The organism is Faecalibacterium sp., from assembly GCF_052358865.1.
Lineage (GTDB): Bacteria > Bacillota > Clostridia > Oscillospirales > Ruminococcaceae > Faecalibacterium > Faecalibacterium butyricigenerans.
The window spans coordinates 1-17638 of record NZ_DAWCVJ010000026.1 but is presented as its reverse complement, the minus strand read 5'-3'; the positions used below and the strand labels follow the sequence as shown (position 1 = coordinate 17638).

Here is a 17638-nt window from a genome sequence, read left to right as displayed (position 1 = left end):
GGTTTGACCCTTGCTACAGATTAACGATATTCGAGAATTGGCGCAGCAGAACGCCCGGTATGTCAGTAACTCGCCACAGGACTGGATGAGTTATCTGGATGTGGCGGCGCTGCTGTACCGCTATTCGTTTACCGATGCGCTCCTGATCCACGCGCAGCGACCCGATGCAACCGCATGTGCAGAACTGGAACTCTGGAATCAGAAAATGAGCCGCTGGGTCAACCGTGGTGCAAAAGGCATCGCGCTTCTGGATGATACCGGACCTCGTACCAAGCTGCGGTATGTGTTCGATATTGCTGACACCCATCTGGTGCGCGGCGGCAGAACACCGCTCTTATGGAATCTGGACAGCCACGAGCATGAGCAGGCTATCTTAGACCATCTGGCAGATACCTATGGTTTATCCCAGACAGACAGCATGAATACTGCCCTGATGGAGCTGGCACAGCAGCTGACCGCCGACAATCTGGATGAAGCGATGGATGGTTTGGCCTATGAGGTGGCAGATACTTTTCTGGAAGAACTGGACGAAGATAACATCCGCGTCCGCTTCCGGGAACTGATGACCAACAGTATCTTCTATACGCTTTCCCGCCGTTGTGGGCAGGAGCCTATGGATGTACTGGACGATGATGATTTTATCCGTATCGTGGATTTCAACAAGCTGCCTGTGCTGTCGTTCCTTGGCAATGCTGTTTCAGAGCAGTGTGAGGCCGTTCTTTTTGACATTGGCCGCGAGATGCGGAAAATTCATCAAAAAGAAATCACGCAGCAGCTTGAAAAATCCGTTGACAGCTTGTATAATACCAATACAGCCTTTAACACGTTAAAGCATGAAACCGTAGAAAACACGACCAAAGGAGGACAAGAAAATGGAGTTGACGTATCATCGCAAGGGAGATTACCTGTTCCCGAATCTGGCCGTGCAGGACGAGCCGCAGACCATCGGGAAGTACGGGATGCTGCGCAGGACGTACCTGAAAGAGAACCGCAAGAACTGGTATCAGAGTATGCTGATGAGCGGCAGGCTGAACCAGCATCTGGCGCAGATCGAGGAAGCAGCGGAGAACCGGATGGAATCCCTGTTGGACAGCCTGAACGAGAAGTTCCCGGCACCGAGCAAGGAGAAGAACCCGCTGGCATGGGCGGCACATCAGAACAGCCTGACGGCGATGGCAGAAGAGATCGTCTTGAAGGAATTGGTGTACAATTAACTGAACCGACAACGGAACAGGATTTGAGCGAAGCAGAGGAAGAAATTGCCTCTGCTTTTTCTTTGCCTGATTTGCCGACCGTGGAACAGCAGATCCGCGCCATTGAAGCACCGATCCGGGCGCGGTATGCGGACGAGATTGCACTTGATTCCGAAGTGGTTGATGAAGTTCTGCGCACGGGCAGCAACCGCAGCAAAGGTCAGCTTCGTCTGATCTACAATTTCATGGTTGAGAAAACCCCGGAAGAATACACGGAGTTCGTGAAAAACGAATATGGTACGGGCGGCAAAGGCTTTGAAATTGGCGGTGCAAAGTATGCGGTCTGGTTCGATGATTTAGGGCTGCGCATTGCGGCAGGCAGCACGGCAAAGGGCGGTACGATTGCCAATGCGTCTCTTTCGTGGGAGGATGTGAGCAATCGTATCCATGAACTGCTCCGGCAGGGCGAGTATGCGCCGCAGGCGGTTCTGGACGCTGCACGGCAGAACGCCTTACAGGAACACGCGCAGACATTGGCTTATATGGAGCGCGACTTGGCAGACGGTGTTGCCGAAGCGGTGTTTCAGGATACAGCAATCTTCAGGGGCGGTTTCCCGGAACTGACAGACAGGCTGGCAGGATTGCTGGATGATACGGATTTTCTGACCGATCTCAATGAGAGATTGTCTGCGCTGGGGGAAGCCTACGCCGAAGATAAAGACCTGATGCGGATGCACTTTTATAAGCCGGATAAAGTGGCGGCACTGTTCCGGCAGTTTGCAAAGCCTTATCAGAATTTTGCCGCAAGAGATGGCTTTCACTGGAATGAGTATAAGAAGTTCATCACGGAAGATGAAATAAACGCTTTTTTCACACGAGGCAGCAATTATTCGGACAGTCGGCTGGCAATCTATTCGTTCTTCCTGAATCATGAGGACAAAAAAGAACGGGCTGACTTCCTGAAAGAGCATTACGGGATCGGCGGCAGCAGCCATGTACTCTGCGGGGCAGACGATTCTCACGAAGATCACGATGGCAGGGGTATTGCTTTGGAGCGTGGCTCATACGGAAACCCGTATGCCAGCGTTCATCTGAACTGGAATCAGGCCGCAGGCCGGATCGACCAGCTTATCCGTGACAGTGAATATCTGAAACCAGCGGACTATTCCCGGATGCCTGTCTATGAGCAGGAGCAGATGGCAATGCGGGTGATGGGCTTCTATCACCATCTGCCGAACGAGGTGGAACGTCCTTTCCCGCAGGATCTTTACCACGAAGAGGGACGAAAGGCTCTCGTCGAAAAGCTGGCAGACCCTGAACAAGCAACGGAACTTCTGGAGCAGATGGACACTGCACTGCTGTCTGTGCCAATGGATTCCGAAGAATATGAGCGCAGGGCAGAATCCCTTTCTATCCTGCACCAGTATGTCGATGGAACGTACACGATTTTCCCGGAAAAGAAGAGGGCTGTTGAGATTGCGGATTCTGAGCTTGGACAGCTGTCCATCTTTGATTTTATGGAGCAGGAGCCGCAAGCGAAAGAGCAGTCAACCGCCACAGCGGTTGAGAAACCCCAAAAGGATGCGCCTCTTGCTGATGAAAAGACCTCAGAGCAGATGCTGCAGCCCATGCCGCTGGATGCCGCCAACGAGTATAACGCGCTGAAAGAGCGTTACCCGGATGCTCTGGTCGGGTATGAGCAGTACGGAAACTTTGAGTTTTACGGCGAGGATGCAAAGTGCGTTTCAGAACTTCTTGGCAGCAAGCTGTTGGAAAAGGAAACTGCACTCGGCAAAGTTGAGGTATCCGGTTTTCCGCGTGAACAGTGGGCTTCGCAGGCAATGAAGCTCTGGAAGCAAGGGGAGAGCGTCTATCTGTCAGGCCAGCAGGAAGATGGAATCCATGCGCAGACAAAGTATTTCCGCAGAGAGGAATATCTGCCCGTCAATACCATCATTGAACTGGACGATAGGGAGTTCCGTGTGGATTCGGTCAACTTTGAACAGGGAACGGTCAGCTTGCAGGACATGACCCTTGCAAAAGAAGCCCGGTATCCGATCTTCCGAACGGAACCACTGGAGTACATTCGGCATTTGTATGAACAGGCTGATGTACCGATGGAAGAAGCGGTGGAAATCACAGTCTTTACGGCTCTGCACAATGCTGGTGTGGCCTACGAGGATTTCTCCCCGGAGCAGATGGATGTGATCTATTCGGTGGCAGAATCGGGCGGCGAGTTGGAAGATTTGCTCAAGCCTGACTTTCCGCCGGAACAGATGCAGCTGATCGCAGATGTGCAGAACAGAACGGATGCCATCAGCCATGCAGCGGCAGAGGAAGCCCTGGAACCGCTGACACAGCAGCCTATGACCACGGCAGAGGTCAACCATGCAAGGCGGCAGCACAATCTTCCGCTGGACAGTGGAGCAGAAACGGAACTGCCTGCGCAGTCCAAACAGGAGTCTATTAACTTCCATATTACGGACAACGACCTCGGCGCAGGAGGGCCGAAAACAAAGTATAAAGCCAATGTGGAAGCCATTCGGCTGCTGAAAACGCTGGATGCAGAGCAACGGCAGGCTACCGCAGAAGAGCAGGAGATACTCTCCCGGTATGTGGGCTGGGGCGGCATTCCGCAGGCGTTCGATGAAAACAATGCGGACTGGTCAAAGGAATATGCTGAATTAGAATCTCTGCTCACGGCAGACGAGTATAAGGAAGCTCGTGCCAGTACCCTGAACGCATTTTACACTTCCCCTACAGTTATCAAGGCGATGTACGAAGCACTGGATAATATGGGATTGTCCAAAGGCAATGTGCTGGAACCGTCCTGCGGTGTCGGCAATTTCATGGGTCTGGTGCCGGACAGCATGGAGAAGATTCGGATGTACGGTGTGGAACTGGACAGCATTTCAGGCCGCATTGCACAGCAGTTGTACCAGAAAAACAAGATTGCGGTGCAGGGCTTTGAAACGATGCAGTTCTCGGACAGCTTTTTTGACTGTGTTGTGGGCAACGTACCGTTCGGTAATTACAAGGTACCGGATAAGCGGTATGACCGCCACAATTTCCTCATCCACGATTATTTTATCGCCAAGAGCCTTGACCTTGTGCGTCCGGGCGGTGTGGTGGCGGTGGTAACGTCCAGCGGTACACTGGACAAGAAAGATTCCTCTGTCCGTGAATATCTTGCCAACCGTGCCGATCTGGTCGGAGCGATTCGGTTACCGAACAATGCGTTCCAGCGCAATGCCAACACGAGCGTGGTTGCTGACATTCTGTTCCTGCAGAAGCGTGACCGTGCAGCGGTGGAACGGGCTGACTGGGTAGATCTCGGTGAAACACCGGAGGGCTACTCCATCAACCAGTATTTTGCGCAGCATCCTGAAATGGTGCTGGGCGAGATCACCACGGAAAGTACCCAGTACGGCAAGCAGGAAACTACGGTCAAGCCCATCGAAGGCGCAGACCTTGCCAAGCAGTTAAAAGAGGCGGTCGGCAACATCCATGCCACCATCACGGAGCCGGAAATCTCCGACGATGAACTGGATGTGCAGGAAGAACCTATCCCGGCAGACCCCGGCGTGAAGAATTTCAGCTTTACGAACGTAGATGGGCAGATTTACTACCGCGAAAATTCCTTTATGAATAAGGTGGAACTGCCTGCCGTTACTGCAGAGCGAGTGCTGGGCATGATCGCGCTGCGGGAAACCACCCGGAAGCTGTTGAATTGTCAGCTGCATGATGGTTCTGACGCGGAAGTACAGCTTTTGCAGAATGAACTGAAACAGCAGTACACCGCATTTAAGGCGCAGTATGGTCTGATCAACAGCACTGCCAACAAGAGGGCTTTCCGACAGGACAGCAGTTATTGTCTGCTGGCATCACTGGAAATTCTGGACGAGGAGAAGAATCTCAAACGGCTGGCCGATATTTTCACCAAACGTACCATCCGTAAGCCGGAGCCTGTTACATCGGTGGATACGCCAAGCGAAGCCCTGGCACTTTCCATCGGAGAAAAAGCAAAGGTGGATGTGCCGTTTATGATGCAGCTCTGCGGTAAACCGGAACAGGAGATCACGGATGAACTGGCGGGCGCGATTTTCCGAAACCCTCTGACACAGCAGTGGGAAACCTCGGATGAATATCTGTCCGGCAATGTTCGTGAAAAACTGGCCACAGCAGAAACCTTTGCGGCAAACCATGCTGAATATCAGATCAATGTGGATTACCTGAAACGGGTACAGCCCAAGGATTTGGATGCTTCGGAAATTGAAGTGCGGCTGGGTGCAAACTGGGTAAAGCCGGAGTACATCACGCAGTTTATGAAAGAAGTGTTCAAGACCCCGAACTACTATGCCGGGATTGACATTAAGGCAACCTATTCCGAAATTTCAGGTGCATGGAACATTTCGGGCAAGTCGCTGGATCGCGGCAATCCGCTTGTCACCAATACTTATGGAACCCTGCGCGTCAACGCCTATAAGCTGCTGGAAGATGCGCTGAATCTCCGGGATACCAAAATCTACGATACGATTCACGATGCGGATGGCGACCACCGTGTGCTGAATAAGCAGGAAACCATGCTTGCACAGCAGGCGCAGGAATCCATTCGGGAAGCGTTCAAGCAGTGGATTTTCAAGGATTTAGACCGCCGCGAGGATTTGTGTGTGACCTATAATCGGATTTTCAATGCGATTCGTCCCCGTGAGTACGATGGCAGTCATATTCGTTTTGAGGGCATGACCCCGGAAATCTCTCTGATGCCGCACCAGAAAAATGCCGTGGCGCACATTCTGTACGGTAACAATACGCTGCTGGCTCATTGTGTGGGTGCAGGCAAGACCTTCCAGATGATCGCTGCCGGCATGGAAAGCCGCAGACTGGGCCTGTCGCAGAAAAACCTCTATGTGGTGCCGAACCACCTCACAGAGCAGTGGGGCGCAGATTTTCTTCGGCTTTATCCCAATGCGAATGTGTTGGTGGCAACGAAAAAGGATTTTGAACCCAGCAATCGAAAGCAGTTCTGCTCCCGTATCGCAACCGGCGATTACGATGCCATCGTGATCGGTCATTCACAGTTTGAGCGAGTGCCGCTTTCCCCGGAACGGCAGAAGGCTATTATCGAGCGTCAGATCGACGACATTACGCTGGCTCTGGCAGATGCCCGAAGTGAGGATAGCCGCAGTTTTACGGTCAAGCAGATGGAAAAAACAAAGAAAACACTGGAAGCAAAGCTGCAAAAGCTGAACGACCAGACAAGAAAGGATGATGTAGTTACATTTGAGGAACTGGGTGTTGACCGTCTGTTTGTGGACGAGTCGCATTTCTATAAAAATATGTTCCTCTACACAAAAATGCGGAACATCGCAGGTATCGCCCAGACGGATGCACAGAAGTCCAGTGATATGTTTGCAAAGTGTCAGTATCTGGACGAGCTGACAGGCGGCAAGGGCGTGACCTTTGCAACCGGAACCCCGGTCAGCAACTCGATGGTGGAGCTGTACACCATTATGCGGTATCTCCAGTATGACACCCTGCAGAAGATGGGACTGAGCCACTTCGATGATTGGGCGGCATCCTTTGGCGAAACCGTCACGGCAATCGAGCTTTCCCCGGAAGGGACGGGCTACCGTGCAAAAACGCGCTTTGCCCGGTTCTTTAATCTGCCGGAGCTGATTTCTCTGTTCAAGGAATCGGCAGATGTGCAAACGGCAGATATGCTGAACCTGCCTGTGCCGCAAGCAGAGTACATCAACGAAGTGCTGAAACCGAGCGAAACGCAGGAAGAAATGGTAAGTTCCTTTGCAGACCGTGCCGAGGCTGTACGCAACGGTAATGTGAATCCCAGATTCGATAATATGCTCAAGATCACCAACGATGGCCGAAAACTGGCACTCGACCAGCGGCTTATGAATGATATGCTGCCGGATGAGCCGGAGAGTAAGGTGAATCGCTGTGTGGACAATGCGTTCAAGGTCTGGGAAGAATCTGCGCCGGACAAGGGAACACAGTTGATTTTCTGCGATTTATCGACACCAAAGGCAAATGGTACATTCAATGTTTATGATGATGTGCGGGAGAAACTGGTGAAGAGAGGTGTTCCCCGTGAGGAAGTGGCGTTCATTCACGAGTATAACACGGAAACTAAAAAGGCTGACTTGTTTGCAAGGGTGCGTGCCGGACAGGTGCGTATCCTGATGGGGTCTACGCCGAAACTTGGCGCAGGAACCAATATTCAGGATCGACTAATTGCCCTGCATCATCTGGATTGTCCGTGGAAGCCGTCTGACCTGGAACAGCAGGAGGGACGTATTCTTCGGCAGGGAAACCGAAATAAGCAGGTAAAAATTTATCGTTACGTCACCGAAAATACGTTTGATTCGTATATGTGGCAAATTTTGGAAAATAAGCAGAAGTTCATTTCTCAGATCATGACTTCCAAATCTCCTGTCCGTGCCTGCGATGATGTGGACGACACCGCGCTGTCCTATGCCGAAATCAAGGCACTGGCGACAGGCAATCCCTACATCAAAGAAAAGATGGACTTGGATATTCAGGTCAGCAAACTGAAGCTGCTGAAAGCCAATCACACCAGTCAGATTTATAGTCTGGAATCGGATATTGCGCGCCGCTATCCACGAGAAATTACTGCGGCAAAGGGTCAGATCGAAGCATTGAAAACTGATATGGAAGCGGCAAAACCGCTTCTGGCGCAGGATAAAGACCACTTCTTTATGGAAATCAGCGGCAAGGTGCATACCGAACGCAAGGAAGCTGGTGCCGCCATCATTGAGGCTTGCAAGGCTCTGAAAGCAGCAGGTACCGAGGGCAGGATCGGCAACTACGGTGCGTTTGAATTGCACTCCCGGTTTGACAATTTCGATAAGGTGTTCCGCTTATCCATCAAGGGCGCGTGGAACTATTCGATGGAAGTCGGCAAAGACCCGCTGGGTAATATCCTGCGCGTTACCAATGCACTGGCAGGTATCGAAAGAGCATTGCCGCAGGTGGAACGCAGACTGGAGACCTTGGAACAGCAGTTGGCGCAGGCAAAGGAAGAAGCCAAACGTCCTTTTGAGCAGGAAGTAGAATTGGCCGAAAAATCTGCGCGCCTTGCGGAGCTGAACTCTCTGCTCAACATGGACGAAAAGGGCGGTGAGGATGCGCTGGGCGTGGATGAGGATGCAGCCGAAACGGAAGTGGCAGACAGGCCGCGTCAGCCTGCAAACTATGCGGGCCGCGTTGCAGAGCGCACTGCGGACAATGTGCGGAAACCCTCTGTGCTGGCACAGCTTCATGCAAAGCAGGTAGAGCGCAGCGCAGAACCACAGAAAACCCAGAAGCGGAAAAGTCACGATATGGAACTGTAAATAGGATAACCCCGTTAGATCTCTGCAAGGAATCTAACGGGGCATTTTTGAAAAAGGAGGGCATTTGCTGACATTAACACCGATCAATCTAAAAACGGCAAACGCATTTGTACAGCAGTACCACCGCCACCATAAGCCGACGAGAGGGCATAAATTCTCTATCGGCGTATCAGAAAATGGCGCGTTGGTGGGCGTTGCTATCTGCGGCAGACCTGTGGCGCGGCGGCTGGACGATGGCTACACGCTGGAAGTCAACCGTTTATGTACGAATGGAACGCCGAACGCTTGCAGCATTTTGTATGCGGCGGCATATCGTGCAGCACGGGCCATGGGCTACAACAAAGTTGTTACCTACATTCTGGACACGGAGAATGGCAGCTCCCTGAAAGCTGCCGGCTACACCTGTGAGGGCAGAGCCGGGGGCTTGGAGTGGAACGGTGCGAAGGCACCGAAACAGGCTGACCAATATCCGCACCAGATGAAAACACGATGGGTCAAGAAAAAGGAGGGATTGCATGGCAGTTGACCGCAAACAGCAGATGAAAGAAATCACGGAACGGCTGGATCAGGGAGTAAAGGACATTTTTACTTCAGAATTGTACACGACGTATCTGCGCACGATGGCAAAATTCCACAATTACAGCTTCAATAATACGCTGCTGATCGCTATGCAGCGGCCCAATGCTACACTGGTGGCAGGATTCAACGCATGGAAGAATAAGTTCAACCGCTACGTCAAAAAAGGCGAAAAGGGCATCCAGATCATTGCTCCGGCTCCCATCAAGGAAGTGGAGGAGCGCGAGAAAATCGACAAAGATACGGGTCTGGCTGTACTGAACGAAAACGGTGAGCCGGAAATGGAACGTGTGGAGTATGTTATTCCGAGGTTTCGATTGACGACAGTTTTTGATATATCGCAGACGGATGGGGAACCGATTCCGTCGTTGGAAGTGAACGAACTGACGGCCAGCGTCAAAGACTATGCGCTGCTTACGGCGGCAATCGAGCAGGTATCGCCTGTGCCGATGCGGTTTGATGAAATCGAAGGGGATGCCAAAGGCTATTACAGTGATGCAGACAAAGAAATCTGCATTCAGGTCGGCATGGGCGAGAGCCAGACCATAAAAACGATGATTCACGAAGTCGCTCATGCGATGCTGCATAACAGCGATTTCATGAAGCAGCGCGGCGAAGAAAAAGACAGGCTCACGAAAGAAACCGAAGCTGAAAGCATTGCATTTACGGTCTGCTCGGCTCTGGGTATTGATACGTCCGATTATTCATTTCCATATGTGGCAAGCTGGGCCAGCGGCAAGGAGATGAAGGAACTGAAAGATTCGATGGATACGATTCGATTGACCGCAGCCGACTTTCTGGAAAAGCTGGAAGCGGCAGTGGCAGAAAGGAGCGCAGAGCGCATGACCGCGATGCAGTATGCGGAAAAGCTGATTGCAGACAGGGAGCAGGAGAAAACGATTTTCGATGATGAGCAGCGAAACCTCATCGTGAATTTTGCCTTTAAGCTGGATGACCGGGCTGCAACGGAAGAACTGGTGAACGGTCTTGCGGCTGCACTGGCCGAGGATGACAAAGAAGAAGTCAACCGCCTGATGTACGATGCGCAGGAGAAAATCGAAAATCTCCCGGATGGGATGATTGGTCTTTCCGAAATGCACGACTATGGCTACCTGAACGATGATGTGCTGCCGCTGACGAAAGAGGGCGCACGGGAATGGCATCGGCTGGGTGAGAGGATTTATCCGTTGTTCCGTGATGGAACGGCAGGTGATTATGTAAGCCAAGAGGAAATCGAGCAGCACGATGGCATTTTCGGCATTAAAGCAGACGCATGGGATGCGATTCTGCTGGAACAGCGGGAAGATTATGCAGAGAATGAGTATGTGCGCCCGGATTTTCCGCTGACAGTGATAAACCGTGAGCAGGCTCTGCGGCTGTACGATGAGGGTAAGCAGATATATCTTGTCCGCATCAGCCCGTGGCCGATTCTTGTCACGGCGCGAGAGGAAATCGAGCGCGGAAGTGATACCTTCCAGATTGCAATAGCAGATTTGGAACAGGAGCGGAACATGACAGAACAGGAAGATGTGCTGCTGTATGGCAGCGAAAAGCAGTTCGGCATTTATCAGATTACAGAGCGTGACCCGGAACATAACTATCGTTTCATGGGGCTGGACTATGTGCAGAAGAAAGGCATGACGGTTTCCCGTGCAGATTATGACCTGATCTATGCCGCGCCGCTTACGGAAAAGGACACGCTGGATGGCATTTATGAACGGTTCAATATCCAGCGTCCGGCAGACTTTACGGGTCATTCGCTGTCGGTCAGCGATGTGGTGGTACTCAATGATGGCAGTACGGTCAAAGCCTACTATGTGGACAGCATCGGCTTTGCTGAACTGCCGGAATTTTTCAAGGAAAGGAATGTGGATTTGCAGAAAGAAAACCTTTTGAACGAAGAACTGCAGGAAATCGAAATCTTTGATAAGCCGGGTCTTTTCAGCAATGGCCGACTGCGGGATGAAGATGTGCCGGAGAACTTATATCGCTATGATCTGCGCGGTTCGGACTACGACCCATGCCAGCCCATTACAGTGGAGAAAACTGTGGTGGTGAACCACGCAGCATCTGTTCTGATGGCCGAAGAACTTGACCTTGGTGCAGAGGGGCGGCTGGAGCTTGGCGAGGAAGGACTGAACTTCACAGGCGCGGAGTTGACTGTGCGAGAGTTCATGGAGGAACAGCAGCAGAAAAGAAGTGGTCTGATCCACGGCGATTCCGACCACATCGCAGTCGAGGGACATCTCGGCACATGGTATGCTGTTGATGAAACGGAAGTCGGCGGCGAGAAGTTCTTCCTGCTGGAACATGAGGAACACGGCGATATGGCGGCTTGCGTTGCAGTCAATGAGCAGGGCAAGCTGGTGGCAGAGGATTTGTGGAACGGCTTCGATGATGAATTTCTGGATGTGGTAAAAGAGTATCTTTCTGAAAAATGGAATATGCCGAATAAGGATGATGTGGTATCAGAGATCATTGAAAAGGCTGCGCCGGTGCCGGACAACAGCGCGCAGGACTATTCGGATGTGCCTGTCTACTATGAGCCGTTCAGCTATGCCAAAGAAAATGACGAGGTGGATTTATACCGTACCTCCTATCGGCTGAACGGCGAGTGTAAGCAGGCAATTCAAAAAACGATTGCGGATAACTATGATGGGATGTACCTTGGCAATGATGCAGTCAATCAGGTGGTGCGGCAGTACGGTATGGAGCGAGTGGGCTACATTCTGGCGAACACTCTGCATCATAAAAGTTACGATGGCCGCTTTTCTCCCGGTAATAAGGAATGGGCAGAGCAGGTCAGCACCCCGGAGCATAATGCAGACCGCATGACCTTCCGCACAGACTGGGTGGTTGAAAGCCATCCGGCTATTCTGGATGGATTTGTGACGATGTTCCGGGAAAAACTGGAAGCGCAGAAAAAACTGGAACAGGAGCAGCCTTTCGTGAAGCAGTTCTATGTGGTCGAAAACTTGCAGGCCGCGCCTTTGAAAATTGAGCGGTTCGGCAATCTCGACGGTGCAATGTCGCAGTATCAGGCACTTCCGAACCATTGCATGAAAGCCTTGGGCGTGGAGAAAAATCCTGATCCGCTGCATGGTTCGCTGGATATTTTGCAGTGCAGGAACGGCATTGACACCATCGTAGAGGACTATAAAACGGTTCCGGGCTGGGATAACCCGTATATCCAGAATCATGTTGTGCAACCGTTGCAGGGGGCGTTAGCCGTGCAGGATGTGAAGCTGGCATACGAATTGCCGGATGCCTATTTCCATATCCAGACCTGTGACGATGGTTTCGACTATACCTTATATAATAAGGACTTCACGGAACGGGATGGCGGCATTCTCGAAACGGATGGAGATAAGTCTGTGCAGGATGCTATGACGGAATTGCTTGCAGAGTTTGGCTGCGATGCAGCACAGGGCAGGGTCATGGACGCGGCAGAACTGCGGGAACAGGCCGATATGGTGGCAGAGCAGCAGGCAGAGGTTTTGAAAGAAAAACTCGCCGCAGAAAGACCTGTGCCGGAAGAAACGCTCAGCTTTTATGTTGCGGAGTGTTTGGAGTTTACATTTGCGGGAGAGTTCCACGACCATCTGACGATGGAAGAAGCATTGAAAGTCTACGACAAGATTCCGTCTGAGCGGATGAACGCCGACAAGTGCATTGGATTCTGCATCGAGGAAGATGGTGGCTTTGTTGGAATGTATGAGCTGGTTGTGAACGATAAAGTGCAGCGCGAGAACATCAATTCCATCAACTACTTCAGGGATGATAAGCTGGTGCAGCAGGCAATCTCCGATATGGAAAAAATGATGGCGGCACGGCAGCAGAGTAAGGAGCAGGAACGCAGCAACACGAAAAAGTATGTTTTGGATGCCCTGCGCAGTCTGAAAGCCAAGAAACAGGAGCAGCCTGCACAGGAACAGGATAAGCCGAAGAAAGCGAAAAAGAAAGGGATGGAGTTATGAGCAATGTGCGTTTTGATGAACTGGAATTGATGCTGATGGCGATGTTTGAGCAGCCGACACTCAAAGACACGATTCAGGTGTTGACGGAGGTTCAGCCGCTTGTGGCAGAGGATGCAGAGATGTCTGCGCTTGTCCAGCAGACGATCCCGAAGATGCAGCAGTTGAATGAGCAGCAGTTCAAGGGGCTGGAGCTGGAATGGTATAGGCCGGAGGAGTCGGAAAAGGAGAAAACGTAAAATGATAAACCAGTATAGAGTTTTCCAAATCAAAGAGGTGCATCATCAGCATTGGGCAAAATCCTATGCGCAGCAGGTAGAGGACGGCTTTTTGATTCATCATCAGAATTACCAGAGTGCATATAAAGGAAAGCCTGCCCTCAGCGATACGCCGATGACAGCCCGGAAGCGGTTGGAAGAAAAGCGGCCAAACACATTTATTGGTCGCTCCTTTGGTGTTGGCGATGTGATCGTATGGGATGAAGAAAAGGGACGTAAGTTTTTCTACGTCGATAAAGAGGAACTGATAGAGTTCGGTGGCTTTATGGATGCTGATGCAGCCGGAAACACTGTCGTCTACATGGTTCCCAATTATCAAATTGATGGAAAGACTGGAACGTGGCTTCCGTATGACAGCGAAGTTGTCGAGGGTGTTTGCTTTTTTATGATGCGTAATGAGCAACGCAAAGATGCCGTTTCACCAATCGTGGTAGACAGCAAAGGCGTATTTGTGACGGATGCTCCGAACGGCTTTGAAAATGTTCGCTCCATCCTTACAGAGTATGTTCATCGTGCTGAAAAGAAGCAGCAGGATATGACCGAACATGAGAAATGCCTGACGAACGGAACGTATGAACGTGCGCGGGAATCCGGCACAGAGCAGAATTACGACATGATAGATGGCTGCGTGAACAACGTGCCGAAAAAGCCACGGCGCATTGGTGGCAGATGGTCGGTGCTGGATCGGTTGCATATCAAGCAGGCACAGCGGAAACAGAAAGACCAGACCCAACAACAGCAGCAGGAGAGAAGCCGGAAAGGGTAAGTTGTAAAAAGTCAGGGGTGCCATTAGGCAGCCCTGACTTTTTGTTTGTTATGTGTGTAAACAAAAATGGCTCAGCCCAAAAATTGTGCACCATTTTTGGGGAAGATTGATTGATTTAACTACAAAAATGTGGCATTATAAAAGGCAGGATAAGAGTTAATAGTAATGTAGCCAGTAGAGGAGGTAGTTATGGAATTCTTGAATTATATACTAGATAAGGTGGAGCCAATCAAGAATGCAGCGGATCTGTTAATTCTGATTTTGATGGGCTTTTGCTCGGTACATTCTGTAAAAGATAGTAGAGAAAAGGCGGCAAAAAAAGTAGCAGCGATTGTTGCAGTAGGACTGATTGGAATTTTTGTTGTAAATTATGTTTTTAATAACGTAAAGAAAACTGAGGATGTTACTGCATCGTCAAATTTGACAGTTGATACAGTTATAGTTCCAAATGTTGTTGGAATGAACACTTATGAAGCGGAACAAGTATTGGCGATTTCTGGGTTATATGTCAAAAATAAGACTGAAGAACAAAGTACATTTGTTAGTAGGCAAACTTTGACACCTAACCAAGAGGTTAACCGTGGAACTGGAATAGAACTGACAAATTCCTTGGAGCAGATTGAAATTCCAGAATGGACAGTTCAGGATTACTTCCATAAACTGATGATGGATAATACGGGGGCGTTAAGAATAGAAGAAGTTGCCGATTTTATTTACTGGTCTAAAGGAATGATAACAGTCAGAGGGATTGACCTGAATAAAGAAAAGAATCCAGATCAGGTTTCGACAGAGCGAGACTATATACCGAAAGGAATGTGCTTTGCACAATTGGATTTTAGTGGCGTTGATATTTCTAATATGGGAATGGAAATCTACTATGAATACCGTGATGATACCGTAGATAGAGGCTTTCCATTTAGAACGGAAAATAATTCGGCTATGATTGCGGTTCCAGCAGGAGTTTACTTGATTCGTGCAGTTTCAGATGAAGCTACATGGAGTAAGGATGTGTATATTGATAGCTCTGCTGAGTATACAATTCAGTTAGAAAAAGATGATCAATAATGATGTGAATTAGTTTGAAAATAAAAAGAGAAAAGAGCCAGCCATAGGAAAAGTCTTGGCTGGCTCTTTTCATGCCTTTTTTAGAGAGATGGTTCGTGACTGCGCTTGGGCTGGGTACGGGTGTGCTGCTGCGTGTGTTCCATTTCAAGAATCATATCAACATTCCTGCGAGCGGTTTGCAGTTCGTGGTAGTAATCTTTGAAATAGGTGTAGCTTTCGTATTGTGCGGTTCGAGCAGAAAGCAACTTTTCCTTTTCTGCTCGTAAATCTTTCATTGTGGGGATTGTGCCATCCGTGGAATTGCGTTTCAAGAATTGAACGGCTTCTTCGTATCTGGCAATTTCATCCTGATGCGCAGAACGGTACATCTTCTTGTTGCCGGCCTGCAAAAACTCTTTGTATGTGGCTTTTGTAGAAAGATACTGCCCCAGATAGTGAATCTTCTCGTTCAGCCGCTTTAAGTCGGCATCGGTAGATTTGGCGGTGTTGCGGGCATCGGACATTTTGACGGACAGTTCATCGCGCGCTTTTTTCAAATCTTCATAGCTATCATAACCATGCTGCTGTACATAGACGATGGTATTTGCCATCTGCTGCAAATTGGAAATTTTGACTTTCTGAGCATAGGCGTGACTTTGCTGGGCTTTTACGCAGTCCTGCAAATTCACTACCAGACGAAGATTGGACTTGATATAGAGAACGGCAATGGGGTCAGCAACACTCCATTGCTGTTTTTCTTTTGCAGCGGTGATCGCGTTACTTTCAAAAAGCGTCAGAAGATGTTCACGGTCAAAACTGGTTCCCAGCGTTCTGGCAGAGATGTATTTTTCTTTGTCCGAGAGAAGGTAACTAAATCGACCACGGTGGTCTTTTACTAAAATGTTGGATTCGGTTTGGAGCAGGCGGCAGAATTCTTCAAAAGATTTTGCTTTCTTCGCCGCAGCAGTAATGGCATCGCGCAGTTTATCTTTCTCCGTTTGAAACTTAGTTTTCATGGGAGTGAAACCCTCTGCAACAAGTTCAGCGTTCAACTTGTCCAGATTGATCTGCCCGCGCTGTTTGGCATAATACTCCTGCTGTGTGATTTTGTTGACAGATGGGGAAAGCAAATCAACCTGATTGAGATTTTCCCTCATGCAAATGTTCATAAGAGATTGCTGTAAATGTTTCAGATAGTCTTTTGTTAGATGGTGCTTATAGCCTGCTTTGCAGTCAATAGGGCGTTCCATAAAGGGCTGCTGCGGAACATCCAGCTTTCGCAGACTGTTGATTACGATATGCACATGGATATTGCCGCTGCCGTTGTGACCGTCCATGTGGGTGCAGACCAACGCCTGATGCCCCGGAAAGTTGGCTTTTACATATTCCATGCCGATGGCCTGCGCTTGTTCACCTGTCAGTCCACACTCGTCTTTGTCGGCAGGATCAAAGCTGATGAGGTAGTGGTGCGTCTTGATTTCGTCGTAATTCTGATTCTTGTGGTATTGCGCATTAAGTATTTCGCATTCCACATCAAAAAGTTCTGGCTCACAGTTTATGCCCTCCAGAAGAATATCTCGGCGGAGTACCCAGTTCCCGTTTGCATCCAGCAGGGGGTTCTTCAGAACTTCGTCATGCTCATATTTCAAATAGTCGAGTGCCGCGCCATAGTCTGCACTTTTACCCGCGACGTGTTTTAAGATTGCCACGATAATCACCTGCCAGTCCTGCAATTTCTTTCCGCATAGCGCGGAGGTCGGTCACGCAACGATTGATTTCTTCCAACATGGCACGAGATTGGATGCCGCCGCTGTTGAAAAAAACTGCAATTTGGTTCAGGTTATTTCCGATATGGGAAAGTTGTCTCGCAAAATCTCGCAGTTCTGCAATGTCGGCAACGATGTTGTAATGAACGTGAAGTTTTTCGGTTATGGCCTGTTTCCTCACATAAACGGCAACGGGATAGCCAGCCTGTTCAGCAGAACACGAAACCAGTGCGTACTCCACATCGGTAAAACGAACCATTACATTCTTAGTCCGTCTGATACTTTCGTCTTTTTTGGGCCGAGCCATAGTGTGATCCTCCTGCATTTTATAGTTGCGAAGCAATTCCCGATAAGCCGTAGGCGTTCGGCTGCGAACACATTCATGTGGAGCCAGATAGTCAAAATCCGAGATTTTGTGCGTACCGTGGGAATGGGGAACGGAATCCCCATCAAGATTGCCGGGAACGAAAAATCACGAAAGGGAGTTTTGAGTTACCATAGGCGAATCTTGCTCTAAGACAGAAAAAGACCTGTCTTTTACCGTATGCCGCAGACCTATCAAAAGAAGTCCTTCTATAAATAGGAATCCGCAGCCCCGATTTGGAATACACTTTTCAAATTTTTTTGAAATTTTTTCAAAAATTGTATTCCAAAATGCCCTTCTGGAT

9 protein-coding genes are annotated in these 17638 nt (G+C 49.8%); 6 read left to right on the top strand and 3 right to left on the bottom strand.

The genetic code is table 11. The features are described 5' to 3' along the window. Positions 1-10 precede the first annotated feature (10 nt). The 6 genes from ACT8X9_RS06115 to ACT8X9_RS06090 all read left to right on the top strand — a co-directional run bounded on the left by ACT8X9_RS06115 (position 11) and on the right by ACT8X9_RS06090 (position 15225). Positions 11-8566: an Eco57I restriction-modification methylase domain-containing protein gene (locus tag ACT8X9_RS06115; RefSeq protein WP_444268441.1), complete on the top strand. Its 8556-nt coding sequence runs from the start codon at positions 11-13 to the stop codon at positions 8564-8566. Positions 8567-8630: 64 nt separating this feature from the next. Beyond that, entirely contained in the window at positions 8631-9092 is a 462-nt protein-coding gene (locus ACT8X9_RS06110; RefSeq protein WP_444268440.1) for an XF1762 family protein, read from the top strand. Then, the gene (locus tag ACT8X9_RS06105) at positions 9082-13119 is read left to right on the top strand and encodes a DUF3849 domain-containing protein (protein ID WP_444268439.1); all 4038 of its coding nucleotides are present in this window, start codon (positions 9082-9084) and stop codon (positions 13117-13119) included. The genes ACT8X9_RS06110 and ACT8X9_RS06105 overlap by 11 nt, the downstream gene beginning before the upstream one ends. Further along, entirely contained in the window at positions 13116-13355 is a 240-nt protein-coding gene (locus ACT8X9_RS06100) for a transposon-transfer assisting family protein (protein ID WP_444268438.1), read from the top strand. The genes ACT8X9_RS06105 and ACT8X9_RS06100 overlap by 4 nt, the downstream gene beginning before the upstream one ends. Before the next feature lies 1 nt (position 13356). After that, positions 13357-14160, top strand: a complete 804-nt coding sequence (locus tag ACT8X9_RS06095; RefSeq protein WP_055185921.1) for a YodL domain-containing protein — start codon at positions 13357-13359, stop codon at positions 14158-14160. Positions 14161-14349: 189 nt separating this feature from the next. Beyond that, a complete protein-coding gene (locus tag ACT8X9_RS06090) occupies positions 14350-15225 on the top strand; it encodes a PASTA domain-containing protein (protein ID WP_444268437.1) in 876 nt (291 codons plus the stop codon). Between the two features lie 80 nt (positions 15226-15305). Here ACT8X9_RS06090 and ACT8X9_RS06085 read toward each other — a convergent pair whose 3' ends face one another. The 3 genes from ACT8X9_RS06085 to ACT8X9_RS06075 form a co-directional block, all read right to left on the bottom strand. Next, positions 15306-16913 (bottom strand): relaxase/mobilization nuclease domain-containing protein, encoded by a 1608-nt coding sequence (locus ACT8X9_RS06085; RefSeq protein ID WP_444268436.1) that lies wholly within the window; start codon positions 16911-16913, stop codon positions 15306-15308. Continuing rightward, complete coding sequence (locus tag ACT8X9_RS06080; protein ID WP_444268435.1) at positions 16885-17277, bottom strand: plasmid mobilization protein; 393 nt, start codon at positions 17275-17277, stop codon at positions 16885-16887. Before ACT8X9_RS06080 ends, ACT8X9_RS06085 begins: the two co-directional genes overlap by 29 nt. Positions 17278-17442: 165 nt before the next feature. Further along, on the bottom strand, positions 17443-17638 hold a 196-nt coding region (locus ACT8X9_RS06075), incomplete at its 5' end, for a hypothetical protein (protein ID WP_444268434.1).